The 23,092-nt window shown below is 65.8% G+C and carries 20 protein-coding genes; 9 read left to right on the top strand and 11 right to left on the bottom strand.

The window, feature by feature from the left end:
• The first annotated feature begins 8 nt into the window (after positions 1-8).
• From GOX53_RS13580 to lptF, 5 genes are all read left to right on the top strand, one after another.
• Positions 9-1,703, top strand: a complete 1,695-nt coding sequence (locus GOX53_RS13580; RefSeq protein ID WP_171177178.1) for a hypothetical protein — start codon at positions 9-11, stop codon at positions 1,701-1,703.
• Positions 1,696-3,459 (top strand): ferritin-like domain-containing protein, encoded by a 1,764-nt coding sequence (locus GOX53_RS13575; protein WP_171177176.1) that lies wholly within the window; start codon positions 1,696-1,698, stop codon positions 3,457-3,459. The genes GOX53_RS13580 and GOX53_RS13575 overlap by 8 nt, the downstream gene beginning before the upstream one ends.
• A complete protein-coding gene (locus GOX53_RS13570; RefSeq protein ID WP_171177175.1) occupies positions 3,456-4,787 on the top strand; it encodes a radical SAM/SPASM domain-containing protein in 1,332 nt (443 codons plus the stop codon). Before GOX53_RS13575 ends, GOX53_RS13570 begins: the two co-directional genes overlap by 4 nt.
• Positions 4,788-4,791: 4 nt before the next feature.
• The gene (locus GOX53_RS13565) at positions 4,792-6,210 is read left to right on the top strand and encodes an NAD(P)/FAD-dependent oxidoreductase (protein ID WP_171177172.1); all 1,419 of its coding nucleotides are present in this window, start codon (positions 4,792-4,794) and stop codon (positions 6,208-6,210) included.
• Positions 6,211-6,278: 68 nt separating this feature from the next.
• The gene (gene lptF, locus GOX53_RS13560) at positions 6,279-7,403 is read left to right on the top strand and encodes an LPS export ABC transporter permease LptF (protein ID WP_171177170.1); all 1,125 of its coding nucleotides are present in this window, start codon (positions 6,279-6,281) and stop codon (positions 7,401-7,403) included.
• A gap of 1 nt (position 7,404) precedes the next feature.
• Here lptF and GOX53_RS13555 read toward each other — a convergent pair whose 3' ends face one another.
• The 10 genes from GOX53_RS13555 to GOX53_RS13510 form a co-directional block, all read right to left on the bottom strand.
• Complete coding sequence (locus GOX53_RS13555) at positions 7,405-7,668, bottom strand: hypothetical protein (RefSeq protein ID WP_171177168.1); 264 nt, start codon at positions 7,666-7,668, stop codon at positions 7,405-7,407.
• Entirely contained in the window at positions 7,625-9,172 is a 1,548-nt protein-coding gene (locus GOX53_RS13550; RefSeq protein WP_171177244.1) for a nitrite reductase, read from the bottom strand. Before GOX53_RS13550 ends, GOX53_RS13555 begins: the two co-directional genes overlap by 44 nt.
• 76 nt (positions 9,173-9,248) lie before the next feature.
• Entirely contained in the window at positions 9,249-10,460 is a 1,212-nt protein-coding gene (gene nirJ / locus GOX53_RS13545) for a heme d1 biosynthesis radical SAM protein NirJ (protein ID WP_171177166.1), read from the bottom strand.
• Between the two features lies 1 nt (position 10,461).
• Positions 10,462-10,944, bottom strand: a complete 483-nt coding sequence (locus tag GOX53_RS13540; protein ID WP_171177164.1) for an AsnC family transcriptional regulator — start codon at positions 10,942-10,944, stop codon at positions 10,462-10,464.
• Positions 10,941-11,393 carry an Lrp/AsnC family transcriptional regulator gene (locus GOX53_RS13535; RefSeq protein ID WP_171177162.1) on the bottom strand — a complete coding sequence of 151 codons (453 nt, stop codon included), beginning with the start codon at positions 11,391-11,393 and terminating at the stop codon, positions 10,941-10,943. Before GOX53_RS13535 ends, GOX53_RS13540 begins: the two co-directional genes overlap by 4 nt.
• Positions 11,390-12,379 carry an Lrp/AsnC family transcriptional regulator gene (locus tag GOX53_RS13530; RefSeq protein ID WP_171177241.1) on the bottom strand — a complete coding sequence of 330 codons (990 nt, stop codon included), beginning with the start codon at positions 12,377-12,379 and terminating at the stop codon, positions 11,390-11,392. The genes GOX53_RS13535 and GOX53_RS13530 overlap by 4 nt, the downstream gene beginning before the upstream one ends.
• A gap of 5 nt (positions 12,380-12,384) precedes the next feature.
• The gene (locus GOX53_RS13525; protein ID WP_171177161.1) at positions 12,385-13,530 is read right to left on the bottom strand and encodes a cytochrome D1 domain-containing protein; all 1,146 of its coding nucleotides are present in this window, start codon (positions 13,528-13,530) and stop codon (positions 12,385-12,387) included.
• The gene (locus GOX53_RS13520) at positions 13,527-13,952 is read right to left on the bottom strand and encodes a cytochrome c (RefSeq protein ID WP_171177159.1); all 426 of its coding nucleotides are present in this window, start codon (positions 13,950-13,952) and stop codon (positions 13,527-13,529) included. The genes GOX53_RS13525 and GOX53_RS13520 overlap by 4 nt, the downstream gene beginning before the upstream one ends.
• Positions 13,945-14,718 carry a uroporphyrinogen-III C-methyltransferase gene (gene cobA, locus GOX53_RS13515; RefSeq protein WP_171177156.1) on the bottom strand — a complete coding sequence of 258 codons (774 nt, stop codon included), beginning with the start codon at positions 14,716-14,718 and terminating at the stop codon, positions 13,945-13,947. The genes GOX53_RS13520 and cobA overlap by 8 nt, the downstream gene beginning before the upstream one ends.
• 87 nt (positions 14,719-14,805) lie before the next feature.
• Entirely contained in the window at positions 14,806-16,560 is a 1,755-nt protein-coding gene (locus GOX53_RS13510; protein WP_171177155.1) for a nitrite reductase, read from the bottom strand.
• A gap of 113 nt (positions 16,561-16,673) precedes the next feature.
• On the opposite strand from GOX53_RS13510, the gene GOX53_RS13505 reads away from it, so the two are divergent.
• On the top strand, positions 16,674-18,743 hold the full coding sequence (locus GOX53_RS13505; RefSeq protein WP_171177153.1) for a NosR/NirI family protein: 2,070 nt from the start codon (positions 16,674-16,676) through the stop codon (positions 18,741-18,743).
• 2 nt (positions 18,744-18,745) lie between these two features.
• A complete protein-coding gene (locus tag GOX53_RS13500) occupies positions 18,746-19,918 on the top strand; it encodes an NnrS family protein (protein WP_171177151.1) in 1,173 nt (390 codons plus the stop codon).
• A 129-nt stretch (positions 19,919-20,047) separates the two neighbouring features.
• Here the strand turns inward: GOX53_RS13500 and GOX53_RS13495 are convergent, their stop codons facing one another.
• Positions 20,048-20,206: a hypothetical protein gene (locus GOX53_RS13495; RefSeq protein WP_171177149.1), complete on the bottom strand. Its 159-nt coding sequence runs from the start codon at positions 20,204-20,206 to the stop codon at positions 20,048-20,050.
• A 250-nt stretch (positions 20,207-20,456) separates the two neighbouring features.
• Here GOX53_RS13495 and GOX53_RS13490 point away from each other — a divergent pair, with 250 nt between their 5' ends.
• Both GOX53_RS13490 and GOX53_RS13485 read left to right on the top strand, forming a co-directional pair.
• On the top strand, positions 20,457-20,918 hold the full coding sequence (locus tag GOX53_RS13490) for a DUF2946 family protein (RefSeq protein ID WP_254446554.1): 462 nt from the start codon (positions 20,457-20,459) through the stop codon (positions 20,916-20,918).
• Positions 20,918-23,086 (top strand): NosR/NirI family protein, encoded by a 2,169-nt coding sequence (locus GOX53_RS13485; protein WP_171177237.1) that lies wholly within the window; start codon positions 20,918-20,920, stop codon positions 23,084-23,086. Before GOX53_RS13490 ends, GOX53_RS13485 begins: the two co-directional genes overlap by 1 nt.
• Positions 23,087-23,092: the final 6 nt, after the last annotated feature.

Raw genomic sequence — 23,092 nt, 5'->3', positions numbered from 1 at the left:
CCCGACTGATGGAAACCATACGCGAGATTTTCTTTCTGCCGCCCATGGCGGTCGCCCGGCTGGGGCCGGGCAAGACCCCGCTCGAAAGCTATGAGTGGGAACAGGATGTGGATGCCCACGGCAACAACCAGACGGTGATCCGATCCTCGGTGACGCTGAAGGAAAGCGAGGATGGCAGCGTCTCGGCCTATCTGCCCGACCCCCGGAAAATCCGGTTCCGGGACGAAGACGCCGGCGCCCTGCGGCCCGTGGCGCCGTTCTTTGAGCTGTGGGCGCGGCTGCACGACGCCGACAGCGGCGAGGAATACGAAACCCCGGTCACCCCTGATCTGCTGGACCGGCACGGGCTGTCACTGAAACATGTCCGCTATCACGTTACCGTCGGCAACCAGAAAGCCGCCCGGCGCACCGGCGATGCCGCCTGCGGTTTCCGCGTCCGGACCGAGATCGCGGGTGACGATTTCACCCGCAAGCCCCTCCTGGCCTTCAGCCCCCACACCTCGAAACAACAGCCGCTGGTCTATGAGCACAACCCGATCCCGCTGGGCACCGTCCGCGCCATCCGCCCGGTCCCCGGCGCCTGTGAGACCTGCGGGGATGAAACTGTCGATCTCGGCATCCTGCGCCTGCGCTTCACCCCACCCGCGGGTGAGGTCTATGGCCCGCCCGACGCCGCCTATGGCCCCGCCACGCTGGCCGTGCCGGGCTATCTGAACGACCCGCCCAAGTCGGAATATGGCCGCATCCACGAAATCGTGCCGCCGCAGAACCGCATCCTCAACCCCGACACCCCGTGGTCGCAATGGATCATGATGACCGGGCTTTACGACGATCCCGAACCGCATGACAGCTATGACGGCGCCCGCGTCGGCAACGACCAGTCCTGGGGCGTCGTCGACGACACCAGCGACGGCACCATCGAGGCCTATCTCTCGGTCGGCGGCGAGCGCCTGACCGCGCGCGCCCGCATCTTCACCGGCCCGCCCGATTTCGCGCCCGACCGGCGCCCGTTCTACAGCCTGGCCGACGATCTCGACGACCGCGACCTGTCGCTGATCGAGGTGACGGAACAGACCTACGAGGCCTGCAAGGACGAGGTCATCGACATCTTCCGCCGCGCGTTCGAGACCAACAGCCTGATCAATCTTGATGACATCCGTGCACAAGGCCTCAAGGACAACGCCTCGCTTCAGGCCCAAACCAAGATCCCGCCGACCCCGGGCCTGCCCTCGACCGATGCCCGCTCGATGACCGAAGAGGATGCCGTCCCCCCCGACAAGATCCCCGACCTGATCCGGCCGCAGCCGGTCTCGGTCTTCTCCAACTCGGTGGCCAACGACCGGCTGCCCTACACCGTCGCGGTCAAGTTCGTACACGAGCAACTGGTGGATGAGGTCGCACTTCTGGATTTCCTCCGCCGCCGCCCGGATTACGTCAAACGGCTGCTGCGCCCGCCCTTCGGCATCCTGAGCCAGCTTGAGGCCGACCCGAACCCGGATCAGGAACCCAACCCCGAATTCCGCGACCCGCGTATCATCCGCGACCAGATGCATGATGCGCGCATGCCGCCCTATATGCGCGATTCCAACTATTACCCGCTGTCGCTCTCGCGTCGCCAGTATCACCTGGTGGTCTCGTTCATCGACTATCTGCAGGCCCACCCGCCCGCACCAACCGATGCAGGAGGGCAGAAAGATGCCTGACCAGCCCAAGCCAATCCGCGTCAAACCCCGCAACCTGACCGCCCGCGCTGCCTACCGCGTGCCCGGCAACCCGGCCAACACCCGCCTCGATGGTTCGGTCGGCAACTGCTTTCCGGGGCTGGAAATGGACGTCCGCGACCTCGACCGCCGCTTCTTTCCGGGGCTGGTGTTCAACGCCGTGCGGGTGCCGCTCAACCCTGTGCCCGAGGCTCCCAAGAACACCCAAGGCTTCCATCTGGTCTTTGTCGATTACATGTACGACCCGATGCTGCCCGACGACAGCACCGAGGATTGGGTGCAGACCCTGCTGTCCGCCTATCGCGGCGATATCGGCACCAAGCTCGGCACCGGGCGCTGGTTCCTGTCCTGGGTGCAGCAAGGCGACCGCCGCATCGACATGCATGACGAGGACGGCACGCCCTATGACGGCATGATGGTCTGGCGCTTCATCCGCAGTCTCGAGGCCGGATCGGACAACCCGGTCTCGCTCGCGCTGGTCCGCCGCAATCACGAAGGCGTCGTGGACACCGAACCGGTCGAACTGCACGGCTACCGCCGCCGCTACCGCACCGAGGCGGGCGTGTTCAGCGATACCTACGACCCCGGCGAACTGACCCAGAGCCTCTGCAACCCGTGGTCCCACGATTTCCGCGACTGTGGCTGTCACTACTGGCCCTCGAACCACCCCGATGTGGTGATGGCCGAGACCGATCCGGAACACGCCCTGCCCACCGGCCAGTCCTACAACCCGATCAAGGCGGAAACCTATCTCGACTGGCTGCGCTCGGACCGCAGCCTGGCGGGCAATGTGGCCGCGTTCAACACGGTCGAACAGAACCGCCCGTTCCAGATCGACCACTATCAGGTCAACCAGATGTGGAGCGATCTGCCCATCGTCGTCGAGGGCCGCGAAACCGGTGAGGTCTACGAGGCCGATATCGACCTGCCGGACGTGCTGCCCTATCCCTCCACCGCCGAGATGATCGCCGATCTGCGCACCCGGCTGGCACCGATGGAGATGACGCTCAGCCTGCAATATCTCTACGCCTATTTCACCCTCGCCGACCCCGAAACGGCGGACACCGCCCGCTGGCCCACGCTCAAGGACGACCTGATCTTCGCCCGCCGCGCGCTGATCGAGGTGGCGATTGGCGAAATGACCCATATGCGCTGCGCCAACCAACTGCTGTGGGAGTTGCAAGGCAAGGATTACCACCCGGTCCTCACGCCCGCCAAAACGCTGCGCTTCGGCCCCGGCCCGGGCAAGGTCTATCCCCGCTCGCTGCGCCCGCTGACCACCGAGGCCATCGACGATTTCATCGAGATCGAGCGCCCCGGCGGCTATATCGACCGCGCCTATGCCCGCTGCGTGGCGACCCTCGAACAGAGGGACCTCTACGAACGTCACCTCTACACGCTGGCCGTGCGCATCGACACCGACGGGGACGAGCATTATCTGCGCTTCCGGCAGATGAAAGAGGTTCTGGCCAAGTACAACACGGGCGAGGGCCTCCCGGCCTATCTGCGCCCTGTCGAGGTCGGAACCGAAGACCAGGCCAGACACGCGCTCGATATCTTCGACAATGTCAAAGAGGGGCTGCACGACGCCTATGTCTCCGAGGCGGGCAAGGATTACCCCGAGGCGCAGGACTATCTGTCTCAGGTCCGCGCCGAGATGAAGATTCTGCGGGACGAAGGCGAAAAGCTCGCCGCCGACCGGATCGGCATCCCCTTCTGGCCGGATCACGACCCATGACCCAGGCCCCGCCGGATCTGCGCGGCCTCGCGGGGGCTGCCCATTTCTTCGACACCGAGCACGGCCAACACATGCTCGCGGTCGACGGCTCGCGGGTCTTCGACGTCCCCCCGGGCAGTGCTGCAGCGTGGTCGGGCTGGGATGCCGCGCAGCAGACCGCGTTCCTGTCCGGCCTCGGGGCGGGGGACGTCCCCTATATCGACGACGCGCCGCCGCAGGACATGCCGTTGCGATCCCTGTCGCTGGCGGTGGCGCAGAAATGCAACCTCGCCTGCACCTATTGCTACGCCTCGGGTGGGGATTTCGGCGCGCCCGCGCGCAACATGCCGTGGGAGGTCGCCAAGGCCTCGGTCGACCGCCTGATCGCCGAGGCCGAGCCCGGCGTGCGCATCAACCTCGCCTATCTCGGGGGCGAGCCGCTGATCAACCGCGCCCTGATCCGCCGCACCACTGAATACGCCACCCAACGGGCCCAGGCCAAAGGCGTGCGCACCGGGTTCTCGATCACCACCAACGGCACCCTGCTGCGCCCCGAGGATGCGGAGTTTTTCGAGCAGCACGGCTTTGCCGTCACCATCAGCCTCGACGGCATCGGCGCCGCTCATGACCGCCTGCGCCCCTATCGCGGCGGACGCGGCAGCTTCGACGCGATCCTGAAGCGGGCCGAACCGTTGCTGGCCCGCCAAAAGCACATGCAGGTGGGCGCCCGCGTGACGGTCACACCGCAGAACATGGACCTGCCCGAAACGCTCGACCGTTTCGTGGCGATGGGGTTCCACTCGGTCGGTTTCTCACCCATGCTGACCGCGCCCAACGGGCAGCACGAGCTGGACAAACCCGGTCTGGACAAGATGCTGGCCCAGATGATCCGCTGCGGGCAAAGCTTCGAGGCGGCGGTGATCGCAGGCCGCCGCTACCCGTTCTCCAACATGTCCGCCGCCATGCACGAGATCCATCGCGGCACCCACCGCCCGTATCCCTGCGGCGCGGGCGCGGGCTATTTCGGCGTCTCCGCTGATGGCGGCCTCTTCGCCTGCCACCGCTTTGTCGAGGACGCGGACGGCGCCATGGGCACCGTCACCGATGGCCCCGACCCACGGCGGGGGGCCTGGCTATCAGACCGCCACGTGCACCGCCAATCCCCCTGCACCACCTGCTGGGCGCGCTATCTCTGCGGCGGCGGCTGCCATCACGAGGTGATCCACCGCGGCCGCCCCGCCTGCGACTATATCCGCGGCTGGCTGCACTACTGCCTGCAGGCCTATATCCGCCTGTCCGAGGCCCGCCCGGACTATTTCGGCGCCGTCCCCGCCGCCGCCCAAGCCTGACCCCATGCCCCCGCGCCATGAGACCGAGATCTGCGTCATCGGCGGCGGCCCCGCCGGATCGGGTGTCGCCCTGCGGCTGGCCCAACTCGGCCACCGCGTCACCCTCGTCGAACGCGCCGCTTTCCCCCGCGCCCATATCGGCGAGTCACTACCCCCCTCGATCCTGCCCACGCTCACCGCCCTCGGCCTGCGTGACCGGATCGAGGGCGCGGGCTTCCTCCGCTCCCACGGCTCGATCCTCTACTGGGGTGGGGAATTCGAACGGCGCGGCACGTCCCCCGGTCCACCGGGTCTGCTGGTGGACCGCGCTCGCTTCGATGCCCTGCTGCTGCACGCCGCAGCTGAGGCCGGAGTCACCGTCCTCCAACCCGCCCGCGCCCACCGCCCCCGGCGCACCGAACACGGCTGGGAAATCCCCTTGCGCGGGGAGACACCACAGACCATCCACACCCGCCTGCTGATCGACGCCGCAGGCAAGCAGGCCGGGCTGGCCCGCAAATTCCGCCGCTGTTCGCAACCCTTGCTGGCCCTCTACGCCTACTGGCAACCACCCCCCGGTTTCGGCCCCGAAACCCGGGTCGAGGCGGGTGAGGCGCAGTGGTACTGGGGCGCGCTCCTGCCCGATGGCACGGTGAACGCCACCATATTCCTCGACCCCGCACGGGCCGCTGGCCTCTCCCCCGCAGACCGCCGCGACCTCTACCTGAACCTGCTGGCGCAATCGACGCTGCTTTCGCCCTGCCTCGACACAAGCCGCCGGGGCCATGTCCGCAGTTGCGACGCCGCCAGCTACGCCGAACAGACCCCACCCTCGGCGCATCTTTTACGCGTGGGTGAGGCCAGCTTCTCGATCGACCCGCTGTCCTCACAAGGCGTGCAATCAGCGCTGGGCCAGGCGATGCAGACAGCAGCCGTGGCCCACACGCTGCTGACCCGCGCGCAGGACACCGAACTGGCCCTCACCTTCGCCGCTGACCGCCAGACCGAGCGTATCCGCACCCACGCAACCCTCGCCGCCGACTACTACGCCCGGCAGGCGCAACACCATCCCAACCCGTTCTGGACCGACCGAGCCACTCCACCGGATTGGCTGGCCACCCCACCCCCGGACCTGCTGGACACGGCCCCGCCAAGCGACCTCCCGCTGCGCCTCTCTCCCGAGGCCGTGCTGACCCCCTCCGCCATCCAGACCGAAACCCTGATCCGCCCCGAAACCGCCCTGACCCATCCCAACCTTGCCCGCCCCGTGGTCTTCATCGACGGCCTGCGCATCGCACCGCTCCTGCACCGCCTCACGCCCGACCAGTCCGCCGAGACCATCGCCCGCACATGGGCGAGCCAAACCACTCCCGAACAAGCCACAAGACTCCTCACCTGGCTCTGGCGCCACCGCATCCTGATCCCGGCACAGAATGTCTCCTGACCCGGTTTCCTCTGCCGCGGTAATGGCTTAATGTCGGCTGGAATTCGAACCGCCCGGATAGGAGAGACATGTCGCGCTTCGACGGATACTTCCTGCGACAACTGCTGGTGCTGTTCGGCTTTTTCACCCTGGTTCTGGTCGGCGTGTTCTGGATCACCCGCTCGGTCAGCCTGTTCGACCGGGTCATCAGCGGCGGCCAGTCGGCGATGGTGTTCCTGGAATTCACCGCGCTGTCGCTGCCCACGCTGATCCGCACCGTCATGCCCATGGCGATCTTCGCCGCCTCGGTCTACGCCACCAACCGGCTCAGCCGGGAAAGCGAGCTGACGGTGATGCTGGCCACCGGCTCAAGCCCGTGGCGTCTGGCACGCCCGGTGCTGCTCTTCGGCCTGATCTCGGGGCTGATGATGGGTGCGATCAGCCTTTACCTGCGCCCGGCCTCCGTCCTGCAACTGGAACAGCGCCAGCAGGAGGTCGCGGGCGACGTCACCGCGCAGCTTCTGAACGAGGGCGAGTTCCTGCACCCGGCGGATGGGGTGACGGTCTATATCGGCAGCATCGAACTGGACGGCACCTTGAACGACGTGTTCCTCTCGGACCGGCGCGACCCGGCGGAACCCGTGACCTATTCCGGCACGCGCGCCTTTCTGGTGCGCGGCGGGGCAGGGCTCAACCTGGTCATGCTCGACGGCATGGCGCTGCGCTATGATACCGGCACGCGCACCATGTCGACCACGCTGTTTCAGGACGTCTCATACGACATCTCCTCGCTCACCCGGGGCGGCGGCATGCTGAAACGCAGCCTGCAGGCGATCCCGACCGCCGATCTGATCCTCGACCGGGACAGTATCTCCGAGGTCGAGGAATACAGCGTCGGCGAAATGATCGAGGAACTGCATCAGCGCTTTTCATGGATCGCCATCTGCATCGCCGTGGCGCTGATGGGGTTTGCCACCCTGATGCTCGGCGGCTTCTCGCGCTTTGGCCTTTGGCCGCAGATCCTGACCGCCTTCACCATCCTCGTCGTTCTCGAAGGCATACGCGGCGTGATCGCCCCGGTGGTGATCCAGCGGCCCGAGCTCTGGTGGCTGCTCTACTGCCCCGCCATTCTGGGCATCGCCGTCTCAACCGCCTTCCTCGCCGTCGCCGGGCGCCCGCTGGCCCGCCGCAAGGACCCCGCGCTCGCGGCCTGAGTCACCCGTCCGCCTCATCCATGAGACTGCGCACCCAGCGCCCCGCCGCCCAGGTGGCCGGTATGCCCAGCGGTACGGACCACAGGATCGAGGCGACAGGGCTCAGCGCCGAATACCCGACGGCATGCGCGATCAGCCCCGCCAGAAACAGGTTGATCGCCACCGTTCCGGCAGCAAAGGGGTAAAGCAGCAGCGCCAGTTTCCAGACCGGCCAGCGGCCCTCAGTGGCTGGTGCCTTCCGAGAAGGTGATCTTGTTGAAGACATTGTATTTTCCCGACGGTTTGCGCATGGGCAACCGTTTGACCTCTTCCAGCGTCTGCGCATCATAGACGATCACCGCGCCGTCCTCCTCCCAGACCGAGACCAGCGCGTGTTTGCCGTCGCGGGTGAACTCCACATGCGCGACCGTGGCATCCGGCACCGGACGCAGCGTGCGCACGATCTCCAGGCTCTGCTTGTCGATCACATGCATCGCGTCCTTGTTGGGGCCAAAGAACACATCGGCCCAGAAATAGGGCGTGTTCTCGTGGCTGCGCAGAAAGAACCCCGGCCCCTCGGTTCTGATCGTCGTGATCGCCTCCCAGCTTTCGGTATCGAGGATCGAGAGCTTACCCTCCTTCAGATGCGGCGTCGCCATGACGCGCCGGCCATCGCGCTCCCAACTGATGCCCGAGCCCAGATGCGGCATCCCCTCCAGCGGCAGCTCGGCAATCTCGCGGCCCACATTCAGATTGACGACCACACCCCGCACCCCGTCGCGCGCCGCCCCGATCAGATTGCGGTAATCGTCGTCGAAAAAGAAATCGTCCAGCGGCTCGCTGATCTCGATCCGCCGCCGCGCAAACAGGCCTTCCGAGGACGGGATCGCCTCGATCATCCCCTTGCGCTGCGTGTGAATGAACCCCTCATAGACCGGATCGGCATTCGGATCGGTCGCCACCTCCCAGATCTCGGGCGCATCCTTGAGCGCCAGGATAAAGCTCTGCCGCTGCGGCGCCTGATAGACGGCCGAGACCCGGCTGGGCTCGCCCTGCTTGCTCACCACCTCCATGACGCGGGCCACCGACAGATCCTCGGTGGAGAGCAGCGTCAGCGTCATCGGCAGGTAATTCGCCACCGCCAGCCACTTACCGTCATGGCTCATGGCAATGTTGCGGCTGTTGAGCCCCGCCCGCACCCGGCCCACCTGTTGCAGGGACCAGAGGTCATATTTCTGCACCCAGCCATCGCGCGACATGATGAAGACATAGCGCCCGTCGGGGCTGAATTTCGGCCCGCCATGCACGGCGAACGGCGTCTCGAACCGATCCAGAACCGCGAATGTATCGCCATCCAGCACGCTGACATGATGATCGCCGGTCTCCACCACCAGCGTGATGTTCATCGGATCACTGTCCCAGACCGGAGCCGCCGCCACCACATACTCCTCATCCAACACCCGGCTCGCTAAGATCTCGGCCTCGCCCCAGGGCGGTACCTCCGCCAGCGGCTCCTTGAGATAGTCCGACAACGCCGCAATCGCGGCCTCGTCCAGCGCGTCGCCAAATCCCGGCATCTGCGTTGCCGTGCGTCCATCCCGGATCACCGCGGCCACTTTCGGCCCCCGCATCCGCCGCAACGTCTCGGGAATCAGCGCGGGTCCCAGCCCGCCCAGCCGGTCCGCCCCATGGCACGAGGCACAATTCTCCGAATAATCCTCCACCGGCCCCGCCTGCGCCGTTCCAGCAAACACGACGGCCAGAGCGCAAATAACGCCCCCGATCTTCATCTTTTCAAAAATACTCCCGCCGGAGGCTCCCGCCCTTACCGCCAGCACCTCGGTTGCGGAGCCATGCCCCGCAAAATCAAAAGAACTGATGCGCCGGATCATGGCTCTTCCCCCGAAATGGCGTCACTTCCAGCCGCTCGCCGCCTTCGACCCCGATCTCGGCATCAGACAGATAACAGGCCGGGTCCTCGGCCCACGGATCGCCGGTCAGTTGCAATGCCCGGATGCGCGTATTGCCGCCACAGACATCCTGCAACCGGCACGCCCCGCAGCGCCCCTTCAACGGGCGAGGCCGCGTCCGTAGCAACTCCAGCATCCGGTCGGCGCCGGTCCACAGTTCGGAAAACGTCGCCGTCTTCACATTCCCGACGGTGTAATCCGACCAGTAGGTATCGGGATGCACCCGGCCCAGATTGTCGATATTGGCCACGCCGAGGCCGGAAGAATTCCCGCCCCAGGCCGCAAGATGCTCGCGTACATGCGCCGCCCGCGCGTCATCGAAGTTGTGCTGCACCCAGCCCAGGAAATACCCGGCATCGGCGTCATTATTGCCGGTCACGATATCCAGCGGCTGGCCGCCCTGCACGCCGTCCCAGGCCCGCTCCAGAAGCAGGTCCATGGCATGACGGGTCCGCTTGCGCTCGGCATCCTCGCCCCGGTTCTTGTCGCCCCGGCCCGCATAGACCAGATGCGACAGATAGAACTTGTCCACCCCCTCGTCATCACAGAGCTTCAGCAGGTCCGGCAGATGATGCTGGGTGCCTTCGGTCAGACAGAACCGCAGCCCCACCTTGATGCCGCGCTTCTTGCATTCACGCACCCCGCGCAGAGCATCGGCAAAGGCGCCCTCGACGCCCCGGAACCAGTCGTTGGTGGCCCCGATCCCGTCCAGAGAAACGCCCACATAGCTGAACCCCACCTCTGCAATCCGGTCGGCGGCCTCGCCATGGATCTTGGTGCCATTGGTCGACAGTGCCAGCATCGGCACCAGGTCCCGCGCCCGGGTCGCGATATCGTAGAAATCGAACCGGTCCAGCGGCTCGCCGCCCGACAAGATCAGCGCCGGGATACGGAACCGGCCCAGATCCTCCAGCGTCTCCATCGCCTGTTCATGGCTCAGCTCACCGGGAAAGTTCACATCCGCCGAAACCGTATAGCAGTGACGGCATTTCAGGTTGCAGCGCCGCGTCAGGTTCCAGATCACCACCGGCTTCACCGGGCCGGGTCGCCGCTTGCGCACCGGTGTCGGCGCGACCAGTTGCTTCATGTATTCGCTCAGTCGGAACATGTCAGTTCCTTTCCTTCAGGCGCAGCCCGGTCTTTTTCAGGATGCGCGTTGAATAGAGAATGTCGTGCCCCCGGCAGGCCGCACCCAGCAGCGCCGCGATCTGCGCCCGCTTCTCCTCGACCTCATCGCCCGAGGCGCCATGGACCATGGCAAACAGGTTGTAGGGCCAGTCGGGCAGGGCGCGGGGACGTTCATAGCAATGGGTGACAAAGGGCAGGGCGCCCACCTGCGCGCCAAGCTCGGCGACGCGGGCATCCTCGACATCCCACACGGTCATCCCGTTTGCGGTCATGCCCAGCTTGTAGTGATTGGGCGCCGCCGCGATGCGCCGGATCACACCGCTGGCCTTCATCGCCGCGATGCGCGCCATCAGGTCGCCCTCGTCCATCTCCAGCCGCGATGCGATCTCGGCAAAGGGGGCAGGGACCAGCGGCAAACCGCCCTGCATCGCCGCGATGATCTGTCTGTCCGTGTCGTCAATCATGCCGCCACCCGGAACCCGATGAAGAATTCTTGCAGTTTCGGAAACCGCAGGACCGTGATCCCCGTTTCCCGTTCGATCGCATCGGCGCAGGCCCCAATCCCGTCAGGCGTTTCGGTGGCCAGCACGAACCACATGTTCAGCCGATGCGTGCGCTGATAATTATGCGCGACCTCCGCATGCGCATTGACTTTGGTCAGGACCGCGTCGAACTCGGCCTTCGGCACCGCCATGGCACACAGGCAAAAGGCCCCGCCCATGGCAGCGGCATCGAAAAACGGTCCGAACCGGGTGATCACCCGGTCCTCCTTCATCCGCGCCAGCCGCGCCAGCAACTCGTCCTCGCCGATCCCCAGCTCCTCTGCCACGGCGGCATAGGGATGGGCGACCAGCGGCAGGTCTTCCTGCATCCGGTTCAGCAAACGGCGGTCGGTGGCGTCGAGCGGCGTCATGCGGCGGCCTCCTTCGGTTTGATCAGCGCGCCGGTCTGCTTGAAGCAGCGGACCGAGAACAGCACCTTGTGCGAAACCCCCGCCAGTTCGGGCAGGGCCGAGGCCCCGGCCAGAACCTCGCGCGCTTCGGGGCGCGAGCGGGCGTGGATCATGGAGTAAAGGCGATAGGGCCAGACCCCCTCGGCCGGCCGCCGCTCGTAACAGAGCGTCACGCCGGGATGCGCGGCCAGCGCCGGGCCCGCAGCGTCGATCTGTTCGGCCGGCAGGTCCCAGACCACCATCGCGTTGGCGGACCACCCTAGCGCCCGGTGGCGCACGATAACGCCCAGCCGCGAGACAATGCCCGCCCCATGCAGTGCGCTGATGCGGCGCATGACGTCCGAGCCATCACGGCCCAGAGACTTGGCCAGCGCCGCATAAGGTTCCGCCACCAGCGGCAGGCCCGAACTCAGCGCCTGCAACAGGTCCCGGTCGCCGCTCTGCATCGCCGAGCGGTCGATCCGGCGCGGGGCCGGGACGCGGGGCGTCTTGGCTGCCATCCGGAAGCCCAGATCGACGTTGAATGGGCGCACCAGCCGCAGATCGAGCACCCGCAGCCCGGTGCGGGCTTCGATCCGGGCCAGCGTGTCGTTCACGTGCTCCCGATCCGGCCCGGTGGCCACGAACCAAAGGTTCCAGCGATCCTCGCGCAGGTAATTGTGGTTCACCCCCGGCTCGGCATCGATCAGCGCCGCCACCTCCTCGATCCGCTCCTCGGGGGCAGCCACGGCGGCGAGCGTACTGGCCGAGACGGTGCCCGGCGCGATTGTCGCCCCCACCCGGGTGATCCGTCCCGCCGCGCGCATCCGCGCCAGGCGGTCGATCACTTCGGCCTCGGTCAGGTCCAGCACCTGCGCCGGCACCGCAAACGGGCGCGCGGTCACCGGGAAATCACGCTGCCAGTCGTCCAGCAGGGCGCGGTCAATGGGATCGGTGATATGGCACATCTCGGTCACAGCCCCGTTCTGTGCGCGCGGGCGGTAAAGAAGATGCCCGACGGGCTCTCCGCCTCAATCTCGCGCAGTTTCTCAAAGGTTTGCGTGTCGTAGACCATGACCTTGTTGGCGTCGCGCACGCTGATCCACACCTCATGCCCGCGGGGCGTGAACTCCATATGCAGCACGGCGGGGCCCGGCTTGAATTCGTGGATGATCTGCTTGCTGACGCTGTCGATCACCTGAATGGTGTCGTTGAGCGGATGGGCGAAATTGACCCAGACTTGCCGCCCATCGGGCCGGGCCATGGCAAAGACCGGCTGACCATGGGTCTGCGTCCGCCCGGTCTCGGTCAGCGTCTCGGCATCGACCCAGAGTACCTGCGGGTGGCCCACAGCGGGCAGCACGAACTCGCGCCCCGTCAGCGCCCAGCCCTCAAGATGCGGCATCTTGTAAACCGGCATCTCCTCCTGACCCCGGCCATAACCGGGCAGCACGCGGATCGGTTCGGGGCTGTCGGACCACAGGTCCAGCGCCGTCAACCCGTCCTCGCCAAACAGACCGGTGATATAGGTGCGTCCATTGGCGGTGATCAGCGCGTCATAGGGGTTCCTCCCCATATCCTCGATCTTCGTGATCTCTGGCGCGCCACCCACAAAATCCGCGATCCAGGTCTCACCGGTATCCCACATGGTGAACACGAACCGCCGCCCCGGCGCATCGACAAGGCCGATGGTCTTACTGCCAGTGGGAATGTCGGCCACCATCTCCAGCGTGTCGGCGTCAAAGACCCGCACACCGCCGGGCTCGTAATTCGAAACCGCCACCAACTCGCCATCGTCCGAGATCGCGCCGCCGATGGCATTGCCCGCCTGCACCACGCGCCCCGCAATCTGGCGGGTGACGATATCGACCTTGGTCAGCCCGCCGTCGCGGCCAAAGACGTAAGCGAACCGTTCATCCGGCGAATAGACCAGCGAGGCATGGCTCAGATCGCCCAGACCCTCGATTCGCGCCAGTGCAGCGCGGTCGGACTGATCGACCAGCAGGACCGAGCCAGTAGCCCGTTCGATCACCAGTCCAAGGTCGCCGGTGGCTGTCGGCTCCGCTTGTGCGGCGCTCATCATCAGGGCGGCCATCAGGCCAAGAGCAAAGCGTTTCATTGGTCCTCCGGTTCCAGCAGATAATGGGCGATCCACTCGGCCTCTTCCTCGGTCACCAGCGGGCGCCAGGGGGGCATGGCGGTGTCGGGGATACCGTCGAGGATGACGCCGGTCAGGACGTCCACGTCATAATGCTGCAGGTTCTGCGCCCGCAGATCCGGCCCCAACCCGCCTTTCAGCGTGAGGCCATGACATGACCCGCAATCCTGATGCACCAGGCGTTTGAGAGCGTTGGGGTCGAGCACGTCAGCGGCAAAGGCCGAGGTGGCAACAAGCAGAGCGGTTGTCAGTACCGCTCGCGCCGCCCAACCAGATCGCCCGGCGGCCACGCCGGGCAGCGCCCGACCCTCCCCATGGGAGGGCGCTTCTCGCCCACCCAGGGTCGGGCGCCGCCCTAAGCGCTTGTGAGCGACGCTACCCATGCGCCTTCACCTGTTCCACAAGCTCGGCCACCGGCTGCTCGGCATAAAGTGAGACCACCTTGCCAATGATGAACAGCGTCGGCGCCGTCAGCGCCGCCGCGCGCACATCTGCTGCAATACGATCCAGACGGGACACCAGACGACGCTCATCCGGCGTCGTCGCGCGGCCCACGGCCAGCACCGGGGTCGAGCCCGGCAGGTTCTCGGTCATCAGACCCATGGCGATCTGGCCGATATTGGCCACGCCCATGTAGATCACCAGCGTACAGTCGGGATCGGCCAGACGCTTCCAGTCCAGATCCAGTACCTTGTCCGCCTGCCGGTGCCCGGTCACATACTGCACCGATGTGGCCAACCCGCGATGGGTCAGCGGCACGCCGGTGGCACAGCTTGCGCCCTGCGCGGCGGTGATGCCGGGGGCGTAATCGACGACCACTCCATAGGCCATCAGATACGCGGCCTCTTCCGAGCCGCGCCCGAAAATCATCGGATCGCCGCCCTTCAGGCGCGCGACCACATGCCCCTTGCGGGCCTCGTTCAAAAGAATGTCGTTGATCTCATCCTGCGGCACAGGATGGCATTTTGGGGATTTGCCCACCGGGATCATCCGCGCCCCCGCGGGCGCCATCGCGACGATCTCGGGGCTGACCAGCTTGTCATAGACGACCACATCCGCCTCTTGCAGCATCCGAACCGCCCGGCAGGTCATCAACTCGGGATCTCCCGGCCCGGCTCCGATCAGATGGACTTTTCCGGCGTCATGCATGGCGTGCTCCGTCAGTAGAAGGTGGCTGGCGCAAGGGAAAAGGGGGCGGGCCGAAGGAACGCAAAATGGCCCGCCCCGTTGGACTGATCAGTAGACGTCAGCCCGAGTGTTGTAGACGTTGAACTTGCCGGTCGGCGTGATCAGGCGCTCGTCCTTGATCACCGACTTCAGTTCCAGCGTCTTGTCATCGACAACCACGATGGCGCTTTCCAGATCCTTGGCGTTCCAGACCGAGAACCAGATCTCGTTGCCTTCCTGGTTGAACTCGCCCTGCACCACGCGCGGCTGGCCTTCGGTGATCCCGGCCCATTCCACGATCGGCAGAACGGTGTATTCCGGTTCCTCCTGGGTCAGCTCGTCGATCTTGAAGACCGCCATCGAACCGGTGATCTCGGCATCCGGGTTCAGCGGTGCATCGACATACAGGTGGTTCGATGTCGGGTGAGACTTCACGAACAGCGAACCGCCACCCATCGAATAGAGCTGCTGCACGACCTTCCAGGCGTTGTCCGGGTTGCCTTCAGGGTCGGTCCCGATCAGCGCCACGGTTTCATCACCCAGGTGCGAGGTCGCCCAGACCGGCCCGTAGGTCGGGTGCATGATGTTGGCGCCGCGGCCCGGGTGCGGGGTCTGACCATCGGTGTCCAGGATCGCGGTCAGCTTGCTTTCCTTGGTGTCGATGACCGCAACCTTGTTGCGCGCGTTTGCCGCCGTGAGGAAGTAGCGCTTGGTGCTGTCGAACCCGCCATCATGCAGGAACCGTTCGGCCTCGATCTCGGTCACTTTCAGGTTCTGAATGTCGGAATAGTCGACCATCAGAATCTTGCCGGTTTCCTTGACGTTGACGATGAACTCGGGGTTGTAGTGCGAGGACACGATGGCCGCCACACGCGGTTCCGGGTGGAAGGTCTGCTCGTCATAGATCATGCCGCGGGTCGACTTGATCTTGAGCGGCTCCAGCGTGTCGCCGTCCATGATCACGTATTGCGGCGGCCAGTAGGACCCGGCGATGGCGTATTTGTCCTCGAACCCCTCGAATTTCGAGGTCTCGATCGAACGCGCCTCGGAGCCGACCTTGATTTCGGCAACCGTATCGGGGTTCTCCATCCACAGGTCGATCATGTTCACCTTGGCGTCGCGGCCAATCACGAACAGATAGCGGCCCGACGCGGAAATCCGGCTGATATGCACCGCATAACCGGTGTCGATCACGGCCTTGATTTCATAGGAGGCCCCGTCGATCAGCGCGATCTGGCCCGCATCGCGCAAGGTGACCGAGAACAGGTTGTCCAGATCCCAATCGTTCATCTTTTCCGTGGGACGATCTTCGGGTGCGATGATCAGGTTCCAGGTCTCGCGCATCTCCGGCATGCCAAACTCCGGCGGCGAGGCCGGATCGAGCAGGATATAGCGCGCCATCATGTCCACTTCTTCCTCGGTCAGTTCACCCGAGGTGCCCCAGTTGGGCATACCGGCGGGCGAGCCGTAGGTGATGAAGTCGCGGACATATTCGAACCCGTTCTCGCGGGTCACGTCGGTGGTCAGCGCCTTGCCGGTGGCGCCCTTGCGCAACACGCCGTGGCAGCCGGCGCAGCGTTCGAAATAGATCTTGTTGGCGGTGTTGTACTCATCCTGAGTCATCACCGGGTCGCCTTCCTTGCGGCCGGGGATTTCCAGGTTGAGCTGGCCCAGCGTGGTCATGCTGGGTTCATACGCAGCCGCCGGGCCGTCAGCGTGATCCTTGGGCTTTTCCTCGGCCACGGCCATCGGCGCGGCCAAGCCCAGCGTCAGCGCGGCGCTGGTCAGAAGCAATGTTCTGCGAATGGCATTTGGTTGTTTCATAACGGGTATCTCCGTTGAGCTGGTGAGGCACCGCCGACTCTGGCAGCACAGGCCCCGGGCTGCCTTGACTTTGGTTAAGGTTGGTCCGCGCGGATGGGCGTAGCGCTGGGATCATGGAAACGTTGCGACACCGGATCTGGTGCGGCGTGCTCTGCGCGCTTGCGCTGCTGACCGCCTGGGCCACGCCTCTTGCGGCGCAGGACCGGTTCCGCTTCGAGGCCGATATCGCTCCGGCCGAGCCCGACGCCCGACTGGCCGCCGACATGCTGGACCTTCCCGGCCCGGTGATCGTCATCCGCGACACGGACAGCGCGCCGCCCGGCTGGCGGGTTGAGGCGCCGGACGGCGCTGTGCTTGCCCATATCGGTTCCAGTTGGGAGATCGCCCGCACTGTCGGCTATTCCGGCCGCCCCATCGACATGCTGGTAGCCGTCACCCCCGACGCCCGTATCGCCAGCGCCCGGCTGATGCGCCATTCCGAGCCGATCCTGACGCTGGGCCTGTCGGACGCCGACATCGCCCGCTTCGTCGGCGGGTTCGGTGGCGTGGATCTGACCGCACCTCTGCAATCGGCAGCATTGGCCGAGGCCGGTGCCCCCGACATCATCTCGCGCGCCACCGTCTCGACCGGGGTGATCCGCGACGCCATCCTGCGGGTCGGGCGCACGCTGGCCCTCTCGCGCGGCATCCTCGACGCCGGGCGGATCGACCGGGTGAGCTATACGCCCAGCGACTGGGACACGCTGCTGGAACAGGGCGCCATCACCCGCCTACATCTCGACATGACGCAAGCCGCCGAGGGGCTGGCCGGGGCCGAACCGCCGCTGGAGCCCGGCGACGGAACCTTCATCGAGCTGTTCGCTGCCATGATCGACCCGCCCACCATCGGCCGCACCATCCTCGGCCAGCAAAGCTATACCCACGCCGTGGGCGGCCTGCCTGCGGACAAGGTGGGCCTCTTCGTGGGCTCGCGCGGGCTCTATTCCCATCGCGGGCTCGATTGGCGCAAATCGGGCCTGTTCGACCGGCTCGAAGTGGTGCAGGGCGACCTGCGCCTGCCCCTGCTGCGGCAGGGCTATACCCGCATCGACAAGCTCGCCAAGGGCGCGCCGGAACTCAAGGAACGCTCGCTCTTCCAGATTGGCGGCCCGGGCTTCGATCCCGCAGCACCCTTCCAACTCGCACTCACCGCTCGCCGCCCCGGCGCGCAGGGCGAGGTCACGATGACCGCCGCACTGGATTACGCGCTGCCCGAAACCTACCTCAACCCGCTGCCGCCCGAGCCGATCCCGCTCTGGCAGGAGACCTGGGAGCGCCGCAAATGGGCGGTCATCGGCGTGGCCTCGATGCAGGTGCTGCTGACCCTGATCCTGCTGGCCCAGGAATGGATCGTGCGCCGCCCGAAACTCTGGTTCCGCCTGCGGCTCGGGTTCCTCTCGGTCACGCTGATCTGGCTCGGCTGGGGCGTGAACGGCCAGCTCTCGGTGGTACAGGTGGTGGCCTTCGTGCAATCGCTCCTGAGCGGGTTCCGGTGGGAGACGTTCCTGATCGAACCGGTGATCTTCACCCTCTGGGCCGGGGTCGCGCTGGGGCTCTTGTTCTGGGGACGGGGTGTGTTCTGCGGCTGGCTCTGCCCGTTTGGCGCCCTGCAGGAACTGCTCAACCAGGCCGCCCGCCGTCTCGGCGTCAAACAGATCGCCGTGCCGCAACCCCTGCATGAACGGCTTTGGATCATCAAATACACCCTCTTCATCGCCATCCTCGCGCTCAGCTTCTACTCGATGAAGGACGCGCTGATCCTGGCCGAGGCGGAACCGTTCAAGACCGCCATCTCGCTCCGGATGATCCGCGCCTGGCCCTTCGTCCTCTTCGTGCTGGTCCTGCTGACGGCGGGGCTCTTCATCGAGCGCTTCTACTGCCGCTACCTCTGCCCGCTGGGTGCCGCGCTTGCGATCCCGGCCAAGCTCAAGATCTTCGACTGGCTGCGCCGCCGCCCGCAATGCGGCCGCGAATGCCGGTTGTGCGAACCCAAATGCACCGTCGGTGCCATCGACCCGCTGGGCCGGATCAATCCAAATGAGTGTGTCCTATGTCTGCGATGCCAGGTCATCTTCAACGACCCCAACACCTGCCCGACCCTGAAACGCCGGGCGCGGGCCGCACAGCAAAAGGCCACGGCCTAGCCATGCTGAACCGGCTGTTTTCCGAAGGCTTCCGGGTGTTTTTCCTGGCAGCCGGGCTCTATGGCGTGTTCACCGGCCTGATCTGGGTACTCTATCTCGGCGGCGCCACCGCCGGCCCGGCATCGTCGCAGGCCCCGGTGCTCTGGCACGCGCACGAGATGATCTTCGGCTACGCCACCGCCGCCATCGGCGGGTTCTTCCTGACCGCCGTGCCGAACTGGACCGGCGCCCCGGGCGCGCGGCAGGGCTTCATCGCGCTGGCGGCAGGGCTGTGGCTGGCCGGACGGCTGGCGGTCTGGTACGCGGGGCTTTTGCCGCCGGTGCTGGTCGCGGCGCTGGACCTGTCGTTCATCCCGGTGCTGGCGCTGAAAATCCTCACCCAATTGCTGAAACGCCCGAAACCACAGAACGTCATGTTCCTGCTGTTTCTTTCCTATATCTGGGCCGCCAACCTGCTGGTGCATCTGGAATGGACCGGAGCGACCAGCGATACCGCCCTGGCCGGTCTGCGCGGAGGGCTGATCGCCGTCACCGCCCTGATCTCGGTGCTGGGCGGCCGGGTGACGCCGGCCTTCACCCGCAACGCCATGAAACGCGCAGGCGTGCCCGAGGCGCGCTGGCCGCACAGTGCCAAACCGGTTGAGCGCGCGGCGCTGATCCTCGCCCTGCTGCTGCCGATCCTGGTGATGACGGGCCTGCCCGCGCAGGCGATCGCCCCCGCCGCCATCCTCTTCGGCCTGCTACAGATCGCGCGGCTGGCCCGCTGGGGCGGAGCATGGTGCCTGAACAAACCCATCCTGCTGGCCCTGCATCTGGGGCTGGCGATGCTGGCGCTCGGAATGCTTCTCTGGGGGCTTTCGGGTCTGGGCATCGGCAACGAACTGGCCGGTCTGCACATCCTCGGCATCGGCTGCGTTGGCGGCATGACGCTCGCGGTAATGAGCCGCGCCGCGCTGGGCCATTCGGGCCGTCCGCTGGTTGCATCCGCGCCGATGGCGCTGGGCTATGGCTTGATGGCCGCCGCCGCGCTGCTGCGCTGGGCCGGAACCGAAATCGACAGCCTCTACCTGCCCGCCATGCTGGCGACCGGAGGCCTCTGGACCGCAGCCTTCACGCTCTACCTCATGGCCATGTGGCCCGCCTTGACCGGGCCTCGCGTGACAACGGCCGAGTGATTGGACGTCCGGGGTCGGACTGACAATCCGGGGTTTCGGTGCAGCACGCCGACGCTGTTCGGCGGCACCGTGCTCTTCCCATCCTGACCGCGGGCGGGGCCATCCCGCCCCGCCCGCAGCCCGGTGGCGTTACTTGCTGATAATAACAGCGTCCTGGCTCACCGGTTCAGGGGCGGGTTCCGGGAAAGTCAGAGTAGGGGTCAGGTTGCTCATGTCCACGCTCAGCGCCATCACCGGTGCGGCCATCGTTGCAAGGGTCAATGAAAGGGCAATCATAAGGGGTTTCATGGTCTTTCTCCGATCTGAACTACTCAGTTCACATCACCGAGGTAAACTACGCGGTTCAGTTTTCAACCAGCGAACTGAACTAATTGGTTTACTTTTTCGCATATCCGTTATGCAGATCTGAATAGCTCTGCCCGCTGTACCCTGGCCCGATCCCCTGCGGCGATCAGGCCGCGCCCGACCTGACCGAAGTCAAGTCCCTCCGCCCGCTGCGGGTCTAAGACATGGGCCGAAATCCCGAGTCGGAGCCTCCATGTTCGCGCACCGCCCATTGCCACGCCGTCACGTCCGTGCCCCTCGCGCGGCCGCTGGCGGGCTGGGCATCCTCCTGTTGCTCTTGCAACTGCTCAGCCCGGCGCTGGCGAGCGCCGAGCAAGGTGTGTGGATGGAGATCTGCTCGGAGGCAGGGGCGGTGTGGGTCCAGGTCGATCCCGAAGACGGCACCACCGACACCGCCCCTTGCCCGAAATGCGCGCAGTGCGCCCTGTGCGCAGTGACGGGGGCCGCGCCGCTTCCGGATCTGCCCGGGATTGCCCGGTCCGGATGTGTACAAACCGGAACATGGCATGTCCGCGCTGTGTACAAACCGGACAACCCCGCGCAATTCTGGCCCGACAGCCGCGGCCCTCCGCCCGCGCCCCAAGACAGAACCGAACGCGCCCCGCGCGCGTCCATGGCGTCAATCCAAGTAACCGGAGGTGCGCCGTGGTCCTGATGCGCGCAACCTATTTTCTGCTGGCCTTTGCCCTGTCCTGCCTGATGGCGCTGAGCGCTCAGGCCGACAGCCTCGCCAGCTTCCTCCCCGAGATCGAACCCGCCGAACTCGCCCCCGGCGCCGATGCCTTCGGCCCGGTGCGCGAGGACGTGAAAGTCGCCCCTGTCCTGAAGGGCGGCGAGACCGTCGCATGGGCCTTCCTGACCTCGGATTTCGTTGGCACCACGGGCTATTCCGGCAAGCCCATTCACGTGGTTGCGGCCATCGACGCCGACGCGGTGCTGACCGGCGTGAAACTGGTCAAACACTCCGAACCCATCGTTTTGATCGGCATCCCCAACTCGAAAATGGTCGCCCTGACAGAGGGTTACGCGGGTCTCGACCTCAAGCGCGAGGCCGAGACCGGGGGCGAGGGCCATGACCTCGACATCATCTCGGGCGCGACGGTGACCATCATGGTGATCGACGACAGCCTCGTGCGCGCCGGTATCAAGGTGTCCCGCGCATTGGGCCTCGGCGGTCTGTCCCCGGTGCAGGCGGATGGGCCCAAGCGCGAGATCGACACCGGGCTGAGCGAAACCTACGATTGGGCAACGCTGTCGGGCGACGGCTCGGTGCGCCGGATGACGCTGGACATCGGCCAGATCAACGCGGCATTCGAGGCCACCGGCGACCAGCGCGCCATCAGGCGCCCCGAACCGGGCGAGCCGGACGACACCTTCATCGACATGCACATGGCGCTGGTCTCGGTGCCCTCCATCGGCAAGTCGCTTCTGGGTGAGGCGGAATATGCCAATCTTGTCAACTGGTTGGACGAGGGTGAACACGCCATCCTCGTACTGGGCCGCGGCGCCTACAGCTTCAAGGGCTCCGGCTATGTCCGCGGCGGTATCTTCGACCGCATCCAGCTTATCCAAGGCGACCGCTCGGTCCGTTTCTTCGACCGACAGCAGCGCCGCCTGGGCGAGGTCGCAGCCCCTGACGCGCCCAGTTTCACCGAACTGGACATCTTCAGAATCCCCGCCGATTCCGAATTCGACCCCGCCGAACCCTTCCGCCTGCAACTGCTGGTGCAGCGGGCCGTGGGCGCGGTCGAGAAGACCTTTCTGACCTTCGATCTGGGCTACAAACTGCCCGAAAACTACCTGCTCCCCCTCGCGGCGCCTGCGGTGGTCGAAGATGCCACTGACGAGGCCGCCGCCAAGGCCGCCCTCTGGCAGCGGATCTGGAAGGACCGGACCGTCGAGATCGGCGTCCTCGGCGTAATGCTGCTGGTGCTGACGGGAACCTTCTTCTTCCAGTTCCAGGCCACTGCCAATGCGCGTTTCTTCTACTGGTTCCGCATCGGCTATCTGACGCTCACGCTGTTCTTTGTCGGCTGGTATGCCAACGCGCAGCTCAGCGTCGTCAACCTGATGGCACTGGCGGGCAGCCTGCGGACCGGCTTTACCTGGGACGCCTTCCTGCTCGACCCTCTGGTCTTTATCCAATGGTTCGCGGTGGCCGCCGCCCTGCTGTTCTGGGGCCGCGGCGCCTATTGCGGCTGGCTCTGCCCGTTCGGCGCGCTGCAGGAGCTGACCAACAAGATCGCGCGCGCCTTCCGCGTACCGCAATGGACGCTGCCCTGGGGGCTGAACGAACGCCTCTGGCCGCTGAAATACATGATCTTCCTTGGTCTTTTCGGTCTCAGCATGGTCTCGATCCCGCTGGCCGAAACCTATGCCGAGATCGAACCGTTCAAGACCGCGATCATCCTGAAATTCGTGCGCGACTGGCCGTTTGTGGTCTTCGCCGTGGTTCTGCTGCTGATCGGCCTTTTCATCGAGCGCTTCTACTGCCGCTACCTGTGCCCGCTGGGCGCGGCGCTGGCGATCCCCGCGCGCATCCGCATGTTCGACTGGCTCAAGCGCTACAAGGAATGCGGCACCCCATGCCAGACCTGCGCCAACGAATGTCCGGTTCAGGCGATCCACCCGACCGGTGAGATCAACCCGAACGAATGCGTCACCTGCCTGCACTGTCAGGTCCTTTATCAGTCCGAGAGCAAATGCCCGGTGGTGATCAAGCAGATCAAACGCCGCGCCAAGGTCGGTACCGCCGATCTGAAGGGGGCTCTTGGACAACCACCGGCGAACCATCCGAACGCCAAACCGCAAACCGTTTCCTAAAAGGAG

It is taken from the genome of Ruegeria sp. HKCCD8929 (assembly GCF_013031405.1).
In the GTDB taxonomy this organism is placed as follows: Bacteria; Pseudomonadota; Alphaproteobacteria; order Rhodobacterales; family Rhodobacteraceae; genus Ruegeria.
The sequence above is the reverse complement of the archived record's forward strand: the minus strand, read 5'-3'. Positions and strand labels throughout refer to the sequence as shown.

Excerpts from the sequence above, each read along its gene's own strand:
- GOX53_RS13575 (WP_171177176.1), top strand. The coding sequence starts at position 1,696 with ATGCCTGACCAGCCCAAGCCAATCCGCGTCAAACCCCGCAACCTGACC.
- GOX53_RS13525 (WP_171177161.1), bottom strand. The coding sequence starts at position 13,530 with ATGAAACGCTTTGCTCTTGGCCTGATGGCCGCCCTGATGATGAGCGCC.
- GOX53_RS13500 (WP_171177151.1), top strand. The coding sequence starts at position 18,746 with ATGCTGAACCGGCTGTTTTCCGAAGGCTTCCGGGTGTTTTTCCTGGCA.
- GOX53_RS13550 (WP_171177244.1), bottom strand. The coding sequence starts at position 9,172 with ATGAAGATCGGGGGCGTTATTTGCGCTCTGGCCGTCGTGTTTGCTGGA.
- GOX53_RS13495 (WP_171177149.1), bottom strand. The coding sequence starts at position 20,206 with ATGAAACCCCTTATGATTGCCCTTTCATTGACCCTTGCAACGATGGCC.
- GOX53_RS13570 (WP_171177175.1), top strand. The coding sequence starts at position 3,456 with ATGACCCAGGCCCCGCCGGATCTGCGCGGCCTCGCGGGGGCTGCCCAT.
- GOX53_RS13505 (WP_171177153.1), top strand. The coding sequence starts at position 16,674 with ATGGAAACGTTGCGACACCGGATCTGGTGCGGCGTGCTCTGCGCGCTT.
- nirJ (WP_171177166.1), bottom strand. The coding sequence starts at position 10,460 with ATGTTCCGACTGAGCGAATACATGAAGCAACTGGTCGCGCCGACACCG.
- GOX53_RS13580 (WP_171177178.1), top strand. The coding sequence starts at position 9 with ATGGAAACCATACGCGAGATTTTCTTTCTGCCGCCCATGGCGGTCGCC.
- lptF (WP_171177170.1), top strand. The coding sequence starts at position 6,279 with ATGTCGCGCTTCGACGGATACTTCCTGCGACAACTGCTGGTGCTGTTC.
- GOX53_RS13565 (WP_171177172.1), top strand. The coding sequence starts at position 4,792 with ATGCCCCCGCGCCATGAGACCGAGATCTGCGTCATCGGCGGCGGCCCC.
- GOX53_RS13510 (WP_171177155.1), bottom strand. The coding sequence starts at position 16,560 with ATGAAACAACCAAATGCCATTCGCAGAACATTGCTTCTGACCAGCGCC.
- GOX53_RS13555 (WP_171177168.1), bottom strand. The coding sequence starts at position 7,668 with ATGTCTTCAACAAGATCACCTTCTCGGAAGGCACCAGCCACTGAGGGC.
- GOX53_RS13485 (WP_171177237.1), top strand. The coding sequence starts at position 20,918 with ATGCGCGCAACCTATTTTCTGCTGGCCTTTGCCCTGTCCTGCCTGATG.
- GOX53_RS13530 (WP_171177241.1), bottom strand. The coding sequence starts at position 12,379 with ATGTGCCATATCACCGATCCCATTGACCGCGCCCTGCTGGACGACTGG.
- GOX53_RS13520 (WP_171177159.1), bottom strand. The coding sequence starts at position 13,952 with ATGGGTAGCGTCGCTCACAAGCGCTTAGGGCGGCGCCCGACCCTGGGT.
- GOX53_RS13535 (WP_171177162.1), bottom strand. The coding sequence starts at position 11,393 with ATGACGCCGCTCGACGCCACCGACCGCCGTTTGCTGAACCGGATGCAG.
- cobA (WP_171177156.1), bottom strand. The coding sequence starts at position 14,718 with ATGCATGACGCCGGAAAAGTCCATCTGATCGGAGCCGGGCCGGGAGAT.
- GOX53_RS13540 (WP_171177164.1), bottom strand. The coding sequence starts at position 10,944 with ATGATTGACGACACGGACAGACAGATCATCGCGGCGATGCAGGGCGGT.
- GOX53_RS13490 (WP_254446554.1), top strand. The coding sequence starts at position 20,457 with ATGTTCGCGCACCGCCCATTGCCACGCCGTCACGTCCGTGCCCCTCGC.